We start from the raw sequence: 14,702 nt of genomic DNA, 5'->3' as shown, positions 1-14,702 counted from the left end.
CCGGAGCAGACACCGGTGCGCGAGATGTGATCGCGGTCACGGGTGCGCGTTTTGCTTTCCGTTTACTATTGGGGCCGGGGATTCCTCCCCGTCCCGAGCATTCGAACAGAGAAGGAGCCGCGGTCCCGTAATGGGCGAGCCTCCCAGTCCGTACCGTGCCATTTCGCCCCTGCTGTCCCGTGGGGAGGAGGTGGCACGGTGAGTGAAGTTCTCCTTCTCCTGCTCGCCGTCGGGCTGATGCTGGCGTGTGCGGTATTCGTCGCGGCGGAGTTCTCCCTGACCACGATCGAGCGCGGCGAACTCGAACGAGCCGCGCAAGCCGGTGAACGCGGTGCCGAGAGCGCGCTCAAGGCGGCGAAGCGGCTCACCTTCCAGCTGTCCGGGGCCCAGCTGGGCATCACGGTCACATCCCTGGTCATCGGCATGCTTGCCGAGCCGTCCCTGGCCGTACTCCTGCGGGCACCTCTCGAAGCCATCGGCCTGCCCTCGGGAGCGGTGTCGACCGTCGCCACCCTCCTGGGCGTCGCCGTTTCCACCGTGATGCTGATGGTGATCGGCGAGCTCGTCCCGAAGAACTGGGCGATCTCCAGCCCGCTGGCCGTCGCCAAGGTGGTAGCGGGGCCCCAGCGCGCGTTCACCGCTTGCTTCGCCCCCCTGATCCGACACCTGAACAACACCGCGAACCGTCTGGTTCGCCGCTTCGGGCTCGAGCCGGCCGAGGAATTGGCTTCCGCTCGCACGCCGGAGGAGCTCGTCGCCCTCGCCCGGCACTCAGCGCGTGAAGGCGCCCTGGAGAAGGACTCGGCGGAGCTGTTCGTCCGCACGCTGCACTTGGCCGACCTGACGGCGGAGAACGTCATGACGCCGCGCGTGGACGTGCGGGCCCTGGAGGCACACGCCACGGCGGCGGACGCTGCCAACCTCTCACTCGCCACCGGGCTGTCCCGGTTCCCCGTCTACCGCGACAGCCTCGACGAGGTCATCGGCAGCGTGCACATCCGCGATGTTCTCGCCCTCGACGAGTCCGAGCGGGACCGGACGCCGGTCACCGCACTCGCTGCCGACCCCCTGCTCGTACCCGATTCGCTCCCTGTGGACCGGCTGCTGGGCCGGCTGAGGGAGAACCGGACCATGGCTGTGGTGATCGACGAGTACGGCGGTACGGCGGGTGTCGCCACGGTCGAGGACATCGTCGAAGAGGTTGTGGGCGAGGTCCGGGACGAGCACGACCCGGTGGAGCGCCCGGATCTCGTGTTGGTCGAGCCGGCCGCGGACGGCCGTGCGGTCTGGGAAGCGGACGGGAGTATCCGCCTGGACCAGCTTGCAAGCCTTGGCTTCGAGGTCCCGGAAGGCCCCTACGAGACCGTCGCCGGGCTGATCGCGACCCGGCTGGAGCGCATTCCCCGGCTCACGGACCGGATCGACGTAGGCGGGTGGCAGCTGGCCGTCCTCCATGTTGAGCATCACCGTGCGGATCGCGTCCGCGTCACCGCACCGGCGCAGGCATCCGCCGCGCAGACCGAGGGGGAAGCACGATGACCGTTCTCCAACTGGCCATCGGTGCGCTCACCCTCCTCACCAACGCCTTCTTCGTCGGAGCCGAGTTCGCCCTCATCTCCGTACGACGCAGCCAGATTGAGCCTCATGCGGTCAAGGGGAGCGCCCGTGCCGCCAGCACACTGTGGGGGCTCCAGCACCTGTCGGCCGTCATGGCCACGGCGCAACTCGGTATCACTATCTCCTCTCTGGTGCTGGGTGCGGTGGCCGAACCCGCCATCGCCCACCTCCTGGAACCGCCCTTCGAGGCGGTCGGGGTTCCCGAGGCGCTGATCCACCCCATCGCCTTCGTCATCGCGCTGACGCTGGCGACGTATCTCCACATGCTGATCGGCGAGATGGTGCCGAAGAACATCGCCCTGGCCGCTCCGGCCAGGACCGCGCTCGCCCTCGCGCCGCCCCTGGTGTCCCTGACCCGGGCGCTGAGGCCGGTGATCTTCGGCATCAACGCCTTCGCGAACGCGCTGCTGCGCCTGCTGAAGGTCGAACCGAAGGACGAGGTCTCCTCCGTCTTCACCGACGACGAACTCGTGCGCCTCGTGAAGGACTCCAGCGAGGCCGGCCTCCTGGATCCGGCCGACGGTGAGCGGCTACGGGATGCCCTGGAGCTGGGCACGCGGCCGGTGGGCGAGGTGATGGTTCCTCTGAACAGGACGGTCACCGTCGCGCACGACGTCACTCCGCAACAACTGGAGCGTGCGGCGGCGGCTTCCGGCTTCTCACGCCTCCCGGTGACCGGGCCGGGCGACGAGATTCTCGGCTACCTGCACATCAAGGACGCCCTCGGTCGTGCGGACCGGGCACGTCCCATGCCGCCCAATGCGTTTCATCCGGTCATCCGGGTCGAGATCGATACACCGCTCGACGACACGATGACCGCCATGCGGGCCGCAGGCACTCACCTTGCGGCGGTCGCGGGCGACAAGGGAACGGTCATCGGATTCGTCACGATGGAAGACGTTCTCGCGGAGCTGGTGGGCCCCGCGGCCAGCGGCAGAGCCTGATGCGCATGGTCGGCCGCCACCCGGGCGAACGGGGCGCCGGCCGACCGAGAGCGGGCCTGCCGGCTGAAACGGCGGCGCATCTCGATACCGGTCCCGGCACGTCTTAAGATCCACTTCAGCTGCTGACCGGAAGGGTCTGCGAGGGATGGGATCAGGAATGTCCGACCGGACCGGTCAGTTACGAAGTGCCTTGGCGGCGCGCAGTCGTGCCCTCGTGGACTCAGCCGCATTCACCGCTGTTGTCTTCTGCCTCATCCTGGGCAACGCCGCCCTGCTCGGCATCGAGACCTACGCCGGCGCCGTGCACGAATGGCACACTCCGCTCAAGATGGCGGAGCACCTGTTCCTCGCGGCCTTCACCGCAGAAATACTCCTGCGCGCCGCGGCGTACGCGGACCGGCCGGGACACTTCTTCCGTGACCCATGGAACGTCTTCGACCTCGCGGTGGTGGCTCTGGCCTTCATGCCCTTCGCCCGCGAGAACGCCACAGTCCTGCGCCTGTTGCGGCTGGCCCGGGTCGTGCGAGCGGCCCGCTTCCTGCCTCAGCTGAGGATCGTCATCGTGGCCGTGGGCAAGAGCCTGCCCGGCACCGTGAGTTTCGTCCTTGTCGGGGCGCTCCTTCTCTACATCTACGCCATGGTGGGCTGGGTCTTCTTCGCCGCGGCCGACCCTGAGCACTACGGTTCGCTCGGGCGGGCAGCCCTCACGCTCTTCCTGCTGATCACCCTCGACGGCCTTGGTGACGCGGTCCGGGCCGGTCTGGAGATCTCCCGCTGGACGATCGTCTATTTCGCCTCCTTCGTTCTGCTCGGCTCGTTCGTCCTGGTGAACCTGCTGATCGGAGTGGTCATCAACTCCCTCCAGGAGGCGCGGGAGCTGGAGGCCGAGCAGAACGACGACATCCCGGCCCCGCGCACTCCGCCGAGTGCGGAGGCCGAACTTCGTGAACAGCTGGCTGCCGCACGCCGCGCTCTCGACGACATCGAAGCAGTGCTCGCGCGCAGCGGCCCTGGAGAAGACCGCCAGCAAGACAGCGAGTCGACGGGTGCCCGCACCTGACCGGCCCCTGCCTGAGCCGGGAAGCAGCAGATCAGCGTCCAGGGGGCTGGGGGTACCGATCGTGTGAGCGCCCTGAGTCCACGGGTTCGTCCCGCGCGTCCGTTCTGTTCCGTCGGAGGGTTGCGAGCAGCAGTGCGACGGCCACGGCCGCGGTGGCGTGCAGCAGCATGGACTGAGTTGAGGAGGGGCAGTCGAGCAGGCCCCCTCCTGCGGCGGGCCCGTCAGGTTGGTAGACGTCGCCCGGTGTGGGCTCGTCTTCGGGGTGTGCGCAGGTTCAGCAGGTCGCGGCCTGTGGGACATCGTTTCCGTATGGGGCAAGCGAGCACACCGTCTTGAACGACACCTTCCAGGTGTCGCCCTGCTTGACGGACTGACCCGGGCCGTCGGGCCCGACCCGCCGTCCATTGATGAAGAGCGTGTAGTCGGTTGTCGCGACCACGTCGGAGGAGAAGCGGATCCTGTCGACGCGCACACGTAGCAGCCGGGCCTTCGGGTCCGTCGCCAGTGCCTCGATCATCAGCTGGTACTGGATGCCGTTCTCCGCCACGTCCGTTCGTTCGTTCGTCGACCGACGCGTGAGGGGAGAGGAACTGCGCCCAGGATTCCCGGATGTCCCGCGTTGCCTGCGCCGGGTCCTCCGGTGCGGTTGCTGTCGGTGTAGGGGACTGCGTGATCTGGCTGGGCGCTGTCGGTCGCGCGTGTGAGGACGAGGGAGTGGTGGGTGGCGCCGGTTTTGCTCGGTGTCGCCGTTGGTGCAAGCGGCAGACAGTAGGAGCGTGGCAGCGAGTGCGCCTGCCGGACCACGGAGCGCGTGCTTCATAGGGGCTACCTCCCGAGTACCTCTTGGCAGGTTCCCACATCGCACCGGTCCAACCCGCGAGGCACCGCAGACGCATCGCCCGGCAAACGGTGGAGGACTCGGCCCTCCTTTGTACTCCGTAAAGGGTGGTGCGGTAGCAGTCCCGAGTACGAGCCAGGTGCGGGTCCCACACCTGAGAGGCCGGGGCGGCAGGACCGGCCGCCCCAGAGCCGATTGCTGAGGTCTCGACAGCGATCGCTTTCACGGGCAGGGCAATGCTGGTGGCCGTGCATGCGTACGAACGTGCGAAGTCCAGACCGTCTCGGGCAGCTGGGTATTTACCGCCTCCGGGGTGGTAACAACACCACCCCGGGCGTGCGGCCGTCAGGAGGACGGTGTCACTGGCGCCGTGTCCCCTGGTCATCGTCCCGTGGCGGGGCCGTCGTCTCCCCAAGGATGACGCGGGACGCTGGGGCGTCGGCGTCCTGATCTTTGAAGGCCCTGGCTTCGGCCTTCAGGATGCGTGCCGACTTGCCTGCGCTGCGCACCAATTCGGGCAGCTTTTTCACGCAGAGCACTGCCACGACCACGACCAGGATGACGCCTATCTCGCTGATCCCGAACATGGTCAGTCCTCGCCGCCCTCGTCTTCTCCGCCCTCATCCTCGTCGTCACCCTCGAAGAAGTCCCCGATCTCGTCGACGACTTCGGCAGCCACCATGCCGCCGACTACGCCGACGGCGACCCCGGCCGCGCCCGCCGCGACGACCGTGCCCATGCCGGGCCCGGAGCGGTGGCCGCTGTCGTGGTGATGGTGATCCTCGTGGTGGCCATAGCCGTGCCCCTGGCCGTGGTCCTGCCCGTACGCGGCATGCGTACCGTACGCCGCCCGGTGCTCGACGAGCTGCCGCATCCAGCCGTCGACCAGGGCGTTCCAGTCCTGGTGGTGGACGCCGCCTTGGCTGACGGTGAAGCGGGTGACCGCGTCGTGCCCTTCGGAGAACAGGCTGCCGCGCTTGTCGGCCTCCAGGATCACCTCCACGTCACCGGGCATGGCGAGGAAGGTCACCTCGATCTCATTGACCGTGTGTGAGTACTGCGGGGACGGAGAAAGCTCGATCTCCTGGTAGAAGGGCAGCTGCTGGCCGGAGCCCGCGATGCGGCCGTATTCGAGGTCGGCGGACCGGAAACCGAAGCCGAGCTGCCCGAAGGCTTCGAGGATCGCCTCCTGTACCGGGAGTGGGCCGACGACGAGCGGATCCAGGTCACCCTTGTCCTTGGCGCCGGCCACCGACAGCTCGGTGCGCACGCCCAGGACGATGCCGAGCCCCTGCCCGTACAGCTCGGTGACCGGAGTCTCCCAGGGCAGCGTCACCGTGAACGGCAAGCTGTGCTCCGCGCCCGCCGGTAGCCGGAAACCGCCGCCGACCACGAACCGTTCGAAGACGACGGCGCCGTGGCTCTCGCCGTCCTCGTGCTCGGCCTCGACCCTGGCGACGAGCTCCAGTGTGATGTGTTCGATGTCGAAGTCATCGGTTCCGCCCAGGAGATGGACCTGGCCGGACAGGGAACCACCGGGGACGGTGGCCCCCGCGGTGAGGACGGTGTCGACGGTCGGGCCGCCCACGCCGAGTGAGCCGAGCAGTCGTTTGAACACCATCGAGGCGTTCACTCCCTTTGTGCGTACGAAAGTCGTGAGGGAACAGTGACGGCTTCCCTCGTCCTACGGGCGGATAGAAGCATATGGGTGGCGGAGGCGTCACCGTGGGCTCCTGGCGGGGTGGCGGCGTGAACGTCCGAAAAGGATCGACCGACGGCCTGAGCAGGCGCTTGACGAGCAGGTTTTGCTGTGCTTTTACCATTGCTGCAGGGGCCCGAGGCGGCGACACGGCGGGCTGGCCGAGTGAAGAGCGACCGAGGTCGCTCCCAGCGGTGAGCGGGCGGGGACCCGCCGCCACCGATAGCCCGGCCGACCCGTCAGGTAAGCCTGCTCCGGGTCCACCAGACGCACAGCGCGCCGAGCCCGATGGCGAGTCCGAGAAAGATGCCGGTCTCCGCCCATTGCAGCGTCCAGAAGTTGCCAGCGGGCTGGTAGGTGACGCGTTGCTGGTAGCCGGCCTGCGCGAGGGCATCGATGCAGGACTTGATGGCGTCGCAGTTGGTGTACGCGGACGGCATGGCGTGGGCCGGGTGTCCAGTGCTGTCGAGGGTCTGCTCGGCGGTGACCCAGACGTCGGGCTTCCCGATGTCGACATGGGTGACGGAGTCGAGGAGGTAGTTCGCCATGCGGTCGTGGGTGAACGGGACGGTGGCGGTGCTGGGAGGGGCCAGGTGTTCGCGGAGCCACAGCGGCAGGGCCAGAAGGGCGGCGGTGTACGTCGCGAGTGTGGCGGCCATGGCCGGGAGCGCGCGGCGGATGACGATGCCGCAGGTGACGCCCAGGACGAAGGCGAAGGCGGCGTATCCGATCGGGACGATGCCGCGGGCGCTGAAGATGGCCGGGGCGATGCGCGGGACGAAGTTGTCCGTGTTGTCGGACCCACCCGCGGCGACCGCTTGGTCGACAGGGCTGCTCCACCAGGTGACCGCGATGCTGATCAGCCCGGTGGCGACCATGGCGGTCAGGCCGGTGAGGGCGAGTTTGGTGGCCAGCCACCGGGTGCGCGTGACGCCCTGGTTCCAGGCGAGACGGTGGGTACCGGCTTCCAGCTCATTCGCGACCAGCGGGGCGCCCCAGAACATGCCGATGAGGGCCGGCACAAGGAGAACGGCCACGCCGCCGACGAAGTACAGGGTGGTGTCGGTGGGGGAGAGCTGCTGGATGAGGCCGCGTCCGGCGGTGGAGTGAAGGTCGGCCAGATGAGGGCCGGTCATGGCGAGGAGGGCGGCGACGACTGCCAGTGCGGCGATGGCCACCGTCGCCTGCGTGCGCAGTTGGCGCCAGGCAAGCCAGATCATCGGTGGGCCCCCAGCCCGGCTGCAGGACGGGAGTCCGAGGAGCGGTCGGCCGTCTGGCGACCGATATAGGCCAGGACAATGTCTTCGAGGGAGACCGGCTCCACCGTCCACGAAGCAGAGCCGGTGGCCGGGGCATCGGCGCGCACGACGAGGGTGGTCCGCCCGTGGGCGCGGGATGTCGAGATCACCTGATGCCCGGCGGGCAAGTCTGCCGAGGCGCCGTCCGGGCCGGTGAGGCGATGGTGTCCAGCGATCAATTCGGCGGCGGCGAAGCTTACTTGGACACGGGAGTCGACGAGGACGATGACGTGATCGCACACCCGCTCGACGTCGGAGATGAGGTGTGAAGAGAGGAGAACGGTCATCTTCTGCCCGCTGATCGCGTCCGTGAGGTCGTCCAGGAACTCGCGGCGGGCCAACGGATCCAGGGCGGCGACGGGCTCGTCCAGGACGAGGAGTTCCGGGCGCTTGGCGAGGCCCAGGGTGAGCGCGAGCTGGGCGCGCTGCCCGCCGGACAGCTGTCCGGCCCGCTGGGAGGGATCGAGGCCGATGCGGCGGATCCGGTCGCGGGCCAGGGAGGCGTCCCAGCGTGGGTTGAGGCGGGCTCCGAGCGTGAGGTGGTCGGCGACGGTCAGGGCGGCGTACGTGGGGGTGTCCTGGGAGACGTACCCGACCTTGGCGAGCTGGGCCGGGCCGGTGGCCGGGCGGCCGCCGCAGACCTCGATGGTGCCCGTGGTCGGGGCGAGCATGCCGGAGGCGAGGTTCAGCAGGGTGGACTTCCCGGCTCCGTTGGGGCCGACCAGGCCGACGACGCGGCCGGCGGGGACATCGAGGGTGCAGTCCGAGAGCGCCCAGCGCTGTCGGTATTTCTTGCCCAGACCCTGGGCTCTCAGTACGGCAGTCGCGGCTGTCACGCGTCGTCCTCTCGGCGGTGCCAGTCCCTGTGACCGGCACTGATGGACGCTATGAGCGGGCAGCGGGCGGGCGCATCCGGCGCCCGGACCCCTTCTGCTCCTGCGCATGGAGGACCCCCTCCCGGGGTCCTCCATGAGATGTAGACGAGCGAAGTACTCGGGCGCGTGACCACGGGCTGAAGGGACGACGCCGTGGCCGCTGCTGCCTGTGACAATCGACGGGTGACGAACGAATCGGCGGCGGACCGCCTGCGACACGGGTACGCGGCGCTGATGCGGCCTACGGGCACCTTGCCCCGGCCTGCCCGGCGCGACCTGATCCTCGACGCAGTCCTTGCCCTGTTCGCCCTGGTTGCCGCGGTCAACTCCGGCCTGAGTGTCGGCATGGACCGCACGTACAAGATCGTCGACGGCACGGTGCGCGTGGTCGAGGGATCCGGCAACTACGTCGGCGCGCTGGCACCGATGCTCCTGTGCTCGCTGCCCCTGGCTCTTCGCCGCCGCTACCCACTTGCAGTGCTCTGGGCCGTCATCGTCGCGGGACTCACAGCGCCGGGCAGTGAGGCGCGGATGATCCTCTACACGGCCCTGGTCGCGACGTACTCCGCCGTCATGCACAGCCCGTACCGGATTCCCACGCTCGCGAGCGTGGCCGTGGCCCTGCTCGTCCTGAACGGGGCCAGGACCCCGGACGTGCCCACCATCCAGAACGAGTACGTGCCGCTGCTCATCGTGCTGCCGCTCGCCGTCGTCGCGGACGGCATGCGCCAGTGGCGGCTGCGCGCCGACGCCCGCCAGGAACGTATGGCCGCCCTGGAACAGCAACAGGCCGAGGAACTGCGCCGCGCAGCCGAGCGGGAGCGGGCTCGTATCGCCCGGGAACTGCACGACGTGGTCACCCACAACGTCAGCATGATGGTCATCCAGGCCGGCGCCGCACGGAAAGTCATGGACATGGAGCCCGCGATGGCCCGAGAGGCGCTCCTGGCCGTGGAGGCGGGCGGCCGCTCGGCGATGGCGGAACTTCGGCACACCATGGGACTCCTCACGATGCACACCGATGACGATCCCACCGGCGCCGCAGGCGTCCTCGCTCCGCAGCCCGACCTGGACCGGCTGGGCGCTCTCGTCGGCCGGGTACGCGAGTCGGGGCTGAGCGTCGAGCTGACGGTGACAGGCACTCCCTGCCAGGTTTCGTCCGGCATCGGCCTTGCCGTCTACCGCGTGGTCCAGGAAGCGCTGACCAACACCACGAAGCACGCGCGCGGCGCACGTGCGACCGTGACCCTCGCCTACGAGCCCGATGCCCTGCGCATAGATGTCACCGACACCGGCGGCACGCCAGGTATCGGCGCGGTCGGTGGTGGTGGCCACGGGCTGATGGGTCTGCGGGAGAGAATCGCGGTCTACGGCGGAACACTCGACACCGGGCCGACACCTGACGGCGGCTACCGGGTCCGCGCCCTGATCCCCCTGGAGGCGTCGTGACCAGTCACCCGCTGCGTGTCGTGGTCGCGGACGATCAGGCACTCGTCCGCACCGGCTTCCGCATGATCCTCATGGCCGACGGGATCGACGTGGTCGCCGAGGCGGCCGACGGGGCCGAAGCCGTGGACGCCGTGCTCCGCACCCGCCCCGACGTGGTCCTCATGGACATCCGCATGCCCGACCTCGACGGACTGGAAGCCACCCGCCGCATCCTGCGCGAGTTCCCGGACGATGACGCAGCGCCCCGCGTGATCATGCTGACCACCTTCGACCTCGACGACCTCGTCTACGAAGCGCTGTCGGCCGGCGCCAGCGGATTCCTCCTCAAGGACGTCACACCCGAACACCTCGTCGCTGCCATCCGCCTCGTCCGTACCGGGGACGCCCTGCTCGCCCCGGCAATCACCCGCCGCCTCGTCGAACGCCACGCACGCCAACCTCCTGAGCCGCCGACCACCGGGTCGTCCGCTCCGCATCCCGGCATGGCCGCACTGACCCCACGCGAACTCGAAGTTCTGCGCCTGCTCGCCCAGGGCCTGAGTAACACCGAACTCGCCGCCCGCCTTCACCTCTCCGAGACCACCGTCAAGACGCACGTGTCCCGAATCCTCGCCAAGCTCCAACTCCGCGACCGCGTTCAGGCGGTGGTGATGGCGTACGAGACAGGTCTCGTCTCGGCCGGAGCAGGCGTCGAAGGCGCCTCGCGACAGGGCGAGGGACAGTCACGGTAGGGACTTCCAGAGCTCGACCGGGGGGCTATCGCGACTCCCTGCCGTTCCGGAAATGGCTGGTCTGTGACCTGGACCGCGCAGTGGAAGGCAGCGACCACCTGCTCCTGATCGGCACCGGCACCTCGGCCGACTCCCGCGCGGCTGCACCGCTGGTCTACGGCTACCGCGCCTGCGGTGCCAACTCGGGCCATGCGATGGACGGTCTGGGCACGACCGCCTGACCCCGGCCGGGAGGGTTTGTTCCTGCATGGCGCGGTGGCCCGCTGCAGCAGTTAACGGTGCTGGTGCTGGGGTCCGCGCCGGGGGAGGCTCAGGCTCTCTGATCGGTTTCCGTGTCGGCTTCTTCACCCCTTCCGTGCGGTGGGGTCGACTGGTGCCCGTGATCTGCCTTGCCGTGCTGGTCGTTGCGCATCTCGCGGGCACGGTGCATGCCTCGACGCCCGCCGGCAGCCATCTGGATCTCACGGTCACGGCATGCAGTCATGAGGTTCAGCAGCCGTTGAATCGATCCGCTGCCCCGCTCCCCGCGCACGACCATTCCGCAGGGGCATGTAGAACATCTGGCCGACCGGCCTCGCGTGACAAGACCTGATGGGGCTTCGGTGCCCGGGTTCGAGGCGCTCCCTCTCACGCCGGCTGCCCTGGCCGTCACGCCCGGCTCGAACCAGCCGGGCCGTAACATGCTAGACCGGCCTCGTATTTCACGTAGCGCGGTGGCCCTCTCGCTTCTCTGCGTCTGGCGTCAGTAGTCGATCCCCACGCCTCACCGCGTGCCCGCGCCACCACCACACCAGGATCGCCCCGACGCCCGGCGCCTTCGTGCGCGCCGGGCGCGGAGGAGCTGTGCCTTCATGGAATTGTCCCTGCTCAACCCCGTCGGAGCATTCGCCCCGGCGCCGTTCTCAGCCCGCCGTGCCGCCCAACTGGTCGGCAACACGCCGGTGCTGTGGATCGATGAACCCTTCGCCCCGGACGGCCTCGGCTTTCACGCCAAGCTGGAGGGCGGCAACCCGGGAGGCATCAAGGACCACCCCGGTCTGCACATGGTCCGCGAGGCGCGGCGCCGCGGCGACCTCGCCTCGGGCGCCCCGGTCATCGAGTCCTCCAGCGGCACGCTCGGCCTGGGTCTCGCTCTGGTCGGGCTGACCCACGGCCATCCGGTGACCATCGTCTCCGACCCCGGCATGGAGCCGGCGGTGGTCCGCCTGCTGCTTGCCTACGGTGCGCGCGTCGAGCAAGTGGTCGCGCCGCATCCTGAGGGCGGCTGGCAGCAGGCCCGCCGGGACAAGGTTGCCGAGCTCCTTGCCCGTACGCCTGGCGCCTACTGCCCGGACCAGTGCCCCCGGTCGGCAGGCTCTCTTCGTGCGAGACCCGGAGGAACGCAACTGCCGCGCACAGCACCGAATCGACTCCTACCAGAAGGTGGGCGAAGCGCTCCGCGGGAGTACCGGGCAACCGTAGACGGCGTTGTCGCCGCCCAGGTGGCGTGAACGATCCTAGAACCGGCCGTTGGGCGCCCTCGCGTGCGCGATAGCGCGGGAGAGTGAGCAGGGCCCCCCGCCGCCACTGAGAGCCTGATCCTCATGCGCACGTAGGCTCGACCTGCGCCATCTGGTCGAGCCTTCGGTCTGCGCCCTGCATTCTCCGCCGAAGTGGCAAGTAGCGCTCGGTGAGGTCCGAGGTGGAGATTGTTGGGCAGGCTTGATCACCACGGAAGGACGAAGGGCCTTGCAGTTACCCCAGCACGACATCCTGGGAGTGGCTCCAGGACGAATGGTGGCGGTCGGCGCTTCGTGGGAAGCGCCGACCTTTCGGGTGTGCGGAGAGCAGGTCAGGTGAGTGTGTTGTAGATCGTCCAGCCGACGCCGATGTGGGTCCGGGTCCGGAAGGGCGAGTTGGCGTTGCGGGTGCCGGAGTAGAGCCACAGGGCGCCGCTGCTGTCGGTGGCGAGCAGGTCGTTGATGCCGTCGCCGTTCGCGTCGCCGGTGCTGACGAGGCGGGTGTACGTGTTCCAGCCGCCGCCGACGCGGATGCGGGCGGTGTAGGGGGTTTTGATGCTGGAGGTGCCGCGGTAGAGCCAGAGAACGCCGGTGGTGTCGCGGGCGAGCAGGTCCGCTTTGCCGTCGCCGGTGAGGTCCGCTCCGCCTGCGAGCTGGTTGTAGGTGTTCCAGCCGCCGCCGATGCGGGTGCGGGCGGTGAAGGGGGTGGTGGTGCTGTCGGTGCCACGGTAGAGCCAGAGGACGCCGTCGTGGTCGCGTGCGATCAGGTCCGGCTTGTGGTCGCCGGTGATGTCGCCGGGGCCGGTGAGCTGGGTGTAGGTGTTCCAGCCGCCACCGACCTTGCTGCGGGCGGCGAACGGGTGGCTGATGTCGCCGGTGGCTTTGTAGAACCAGAGGATTCCGGCTTTGTCGCGGGCGACGAGATCACCGGTTCCGTCTGCCTTGAGGGTGGAGAGCTTGGTGAGGGTGTTGTACGTGTTCCAGCCGCCGCCGACCTGGGCGCGCCGGGTGTAGTGGGCGGGGTCGCTGGTCGTGCTGGCCTGGTACTGCCAGAGCACTCCGGAGCTGTCGCGGCCGTAGAACGCGGCCCGGTCGGCGGTGAAATCGAGGGTCTGGGGCCTGTTGCTGAGCTGGGTTCCGTCGGGATCGAGGGTCTGGAAGATGCCGGCGAGGTGTCCGGCGGGCAGGCCCCAGGATGCTGTGAAGCGCAGGTAGTCGCTGGTCTTGAGCGTGCCGGCGGGCCAGGTCTGCTCGGATATCTCCAGGTACACGGAGCCGTCGGCGCCGAGGGTCCAGGGGCGGGTGCTGTAGGTGTTTCCGTCACTGGAGTACTGGACGTGCACGTCGCGGGCCAACTGGGCGGGGGTGTAGCCGGCCTTGGCGATCTGCTGCGCGGTGAACAGCAGCCGGAGCCAGGTAGAAGCCGGCGGGGTGCTCAGCTGCATGAGGGTGTCCAGACGGACCTCCGCAGCTCTTTCCGTTCCGGCCGCGACTGTGTACCTGCCCGGCGACTGCCAGTACGGGATCACGCTCGGCTTCCTTATGTGGATGCTGGCGTGCGCGGGATTGATCGGTATGCGGCTGCCGGTGGCGCCGTCGATGTAGTAGGCGTTGATATTGAGTCCATCGCCCACGTATCCGTCCGCGGTGACCTGGACGTGCAGCGAACCGGGTTCGAGGGTGGCGCCGGGTATGCCGTCGTGGTCGCTGTCCTCCTTGCCGAAGCGGAAGGTGGCCAGGGAGTCGGAGGCGTAAACGGGCTCATGGGCCAGGACGGTCCCGGTGTCATCGGTGACGGTCAGGTGGGCCGCGTTGTCGGTACCTACATTGAGCTCGACGAAGCTGTCGGCGGAGGGCGGCGTGGTGAGGGTGATGTCGATGTCCTCAGGGGTACCGACCGTGTCGATGGTGTCCGAGGTGTGGAGAGTCATGGCGACTGCGGCGGCGTTGGCGGTCGTCAGCGGAGTCAGGCCGAGTGCTGTGCCGAGGAGTGCCCCGGTGAGAGCGGCGCGGTGCCGCTTGGTGAGACGCATGACGAACCCTTTCGGAGCCAGCTGGCCCGTCGGTGGCCAGGTAGCGGAGTAGCTGTGTCGTTCAGTCGGGCCGTGTGGGAGAGGTAACTGGTGGAAGGCAGCGACGAGCCGTCGTGTTGTCAGGCCCTGCCCAGGGCCTGACAACACGAGGTCAGGTCAGCTCAGAGATCCGAGATCACTCCAGCCGCCTGTTCTTACCATGGCTCGGCCGGCGAGGTCGGAGTGGAGCATAAGTTGCCCGGTGGAGGTGGTGGCTCAAATGTCGGCTTTGGTCTCGCCGTTGGCGGCGGGCACCGCCACCACCAGCGGCCGGTTGGTGGGAGTTCAGACGGTGCCGATAAGGGATGAGGCCGTCGGGTCGATGAGTCCCTGACCGCCGGGCAATTTCCTGGAACAATCGACCGCCGCATACATGGGGCGTATTCCGCGCACTTCCGGGCCAGTGAAGGGCTGCGAGACCGGGGGAGGCCAGGCAGTCGCGGGCGGGGGCGTAGCAGTGGTTGGGTCTGCGGTGGCAGCGCCATCGACGGCGGGATCACCGGCTTTACGGTCTCCCACAGTCGTCTGGAGCAATCCATGTTCACCCCACGACTGACTTGACGAGCCGAACTCACATAGGAGACGACCTTATAGTCGGTTCTACTGAGATTTAACTCGTG

Annotated in this window: 12 protein-coding genes and 1 pseudogene; 7 read left to right on the top strand and 6 right to left on the bottom strand. The window is 68.6% G+C overall.

Features of this window, described 5'->3' with window-relative positions; genetic code table 11:
* Window positions 1-198: 198 nt before the first annotated feature.
* The 3 genes from JGS39_RS04765 (at window position 199) to JGS39_RS04755 (ending at window position 3,621) form a co-directional block, all read left to right on the top strand.
* Window positions 199-1,539: a hemolysin family protein gene (locus JGS39_RS04765; protein WP_219567448.1), complete on the top strand. Its 1,341-nt coding sequence runs from the start codon at window positions 199-201 to the stop codon at window positions 1,537-1,539.
* Entirely contained in the window at window positions 1,536-2,561 is a 1,026-nt protein-coding gene (locus JGS39_RS04760) for a hemolysin family protein (protein ID WP_219567447.1), read from the top strand. Before JGS39_RS04765 ends, JGS39_RS04760 begins: the two co-directional genes overlap by 4 nt.
* 157 nt (window positions 2,562-2,718) lie before the next feature.
* A complete protein-coding gene (locus JGS39_RS04755; protein WP_219567446.1) occupies window positions 2,719-3,621 on the top strand; it encodes an ion transporter in 903 nt (300 codons plus the stop codon).
* Window positions 3,622-3,895: 274 nt separating this feature from the next.
* On the opposite strand, the gene JGS39_RS42155 is transcribed toward JGS39_RS04755, so the two are convergent.
* The 5 genes from JGS39_RS42155 to JGS39_RS04730 all read right to left on the bottom strand — a co-directional run bounded on the left by JGS39_RS42155 (window position 3,896) and on the right by JGS39_RS04730 (window position 8,292).
* Window positions 3,896-4,441, bottom strand: coding sequence for an MTB12 C-terminal domain-containing protein (locus JGS39_RS42155; RefSeq protein WP_504740095.1), 546 nt, complete (start codon window positions 4,439-4,441; stop codon window positions 3,896-3,898).
* Window positions 4,442-4,818: 377 nt separating this feature from the next.
* Window positions 4,819-5,046 (bottom strand): twin-arginine translocase TatA/TatE family subunit, encoded by a 228-nt coding sequence (locus JGS39_RS04745; RefSeq protein WP_219567444.1) that lies wholly within the window; start codon window positions 5,044-5,046, stop codon window positions 4,819-4,821.
* 2 nt (window positions 5,047-5,048) lie between these two features.
* Window positions 5,049-6,080, bottom strand: coding sequence for a sporulation protein (locus JGS39_RS04740; RefSeq protein WP_219567443.1), 1,032 nt, complete (start codon window positions 6,078-6,080; stop codon window positions 5,049-5,051).
* Between the two features lie 317 nt (window positions 6,081-6,397).
* The gene (locus JGS39_RS04735) at window positions 6,398-7,378 is read right to left on the bottom strand and encodes an ABC-2 membrane transporter-related protein (protein ID WP_219567442.1); all 981 of its coding nucleotides are present in this window, start codon (window positions 7,376-7,378) and stop codon (window positions 6,398-6,400) included.
* On the bottom strand, window positions 7,375-8,292 hold the full coding sequence (locus tag JGS39_RS04730) for an ABC transporter ATP-binding protein (protein ID WP_308120176.1): 918 nt from the start codon (window positions 8,290-8,292) through the stop codon (window positions 7,375-7,377). The genes JGS39_RS04735 and JGS39_RS04730 overlap by 4 nt, the downstream gene beginning before the upstream one ends.
* A gap of 222 nt (window positions 8,293-8,514) precedes the next feature.
* On the opposite strand from JGS39_RS04730, the gene JGS39_RS04725 reads away from it, so the two are divergent.
* From JGS39_RS04725 to JGS39_RS04710, 4 genes and pseudogenes are all read left to right on the top strand, one after another.
* Window positions 8,515-9,780, top strand: coding sequence for a sensor histidine kinase (locus JGS39_RS04725; RefSeq protein ID WP_308120175.1), 1,266 nt, complete (start codon window positions 8,515-8,517; stop codon window positions 9,778-9,780).
* Window positions 9,777-10,511, top strand: coding sequence for a response regulator (locus JGS39_RS04720; protein ID WP_219567440.1), 735 nt, complete (start codon window positions 9,777-9,779; stop codon window positions 10,509-10,511). The genes JGS39_RS04725 and JGS39_RS04720 overlap by 4 nt, the downstream gene beginning before the upstream one ends.
* Window positions 10,512-10,591: 80 nt before the next feature.
* Window positions 10,592-10,732 carry a hypothetical protein gene (locus JGS39_RS04715; protein WP_219567439.1) on the top strand — a complete coding sequence of 47 codons (141 nt, stop codon included), beginning with the start codon at window positions 10,592-10,594 and terminating at the stop codon, window positions 10,730-10,732.
* 630 nt (window positions 10,733-11,362) lie between these two features.
* Window positions 11,363-11,848 (top strand): annotated as a pseudogene (locus tag JGS39_RS04710) (pyridoxal-phosphate dependent enzyme); the annotation flags it as partial.
* 494 nt (window positions 11,849-12,342) lie between these two features.
* On the opposite strand, the gene JGS39_RS04705 reads toward JGS39_RS04710, so the two are convergent.
* Window positions 12,343-14,043, bottom strand: coding sequence for an FG-GAP repeat domain-containing protein (locus JGS39_RS04705; RefSeq protein WP_219567438.1), 1,701 nt, complete (start codon window positions 14,041-14,043; stop codon window positions 12,343-12,345).
* Window positions 14,044-14,702 lie beyond the last annotated feature (659 nt).

Origin of the sequence: Streptomyces poriferorum (assembly GCF_019399235.1) — a bacterium.
Lineage (GTDB): Bacteria > Actinomycetota > Actinomycetes > Streptomycetales > Streptomycetaceae > Streptomyces > Streptomyces poriferorum.
Note: the sequence above shows the minus strand (reverse complement) of the source record. Positions and strands in the feature narration are given on the sequence as shown.

Bases quoted from the DNA above. Each gene is read 5' to 3' on its own strand.
- JGS39_RS04760 (WP_219567447.1), top strand. From the start codon at position 1,536: ATGACCGTTCTCCAACTGGCCATCGGTGCGCTCACCCTCCTCACCAAC.
- JGS39_RS04755 (WP_219567446.1), top strand. From the start codon at position 2,719: ATGTCCGACCGGACCGGTCAGTTACGAAGTGCCTTGGCGGCGCGCAGT.
- JGS39_RS42155 (WP_504740095.1), bottom strand. From the start codon at position 4,441: ATGAAGCACGCGCTCCGTGGTCCGGCAGGCGCACTCGCTGCCACGCTC.
- JGS39_RS04745 (WP_219567444.1), bottom strand. From the start codon at position 5,046: ATGTTCGGGATCAGCGAGATAGGCGTCATCCTGGTCGTGGTCGTGGCA.
- JGS39_RS04740 (WP_219567443.1), bottom strand. From the start codon at position 6,080: ATGGTGTTCAAACGACTGCTCGGCTCACTCGGCGTGGGCGGCCCGACC.
- JGS39_RS04735 (WP_219567442.1), bottom strand. From the start codon at position 7,378: ATGATCTGGCTTGCCTGGCGCCAACTGCGCACGCAGGCGACGGTGGCC.
- JGS39_RS04705 (WP_219567438.1), bottom strand. From the start codon at position 14,043: ATGCGTCTCACCAAGCGGCACCGCGCCGCTCTCACCGGGGCACTCCTC.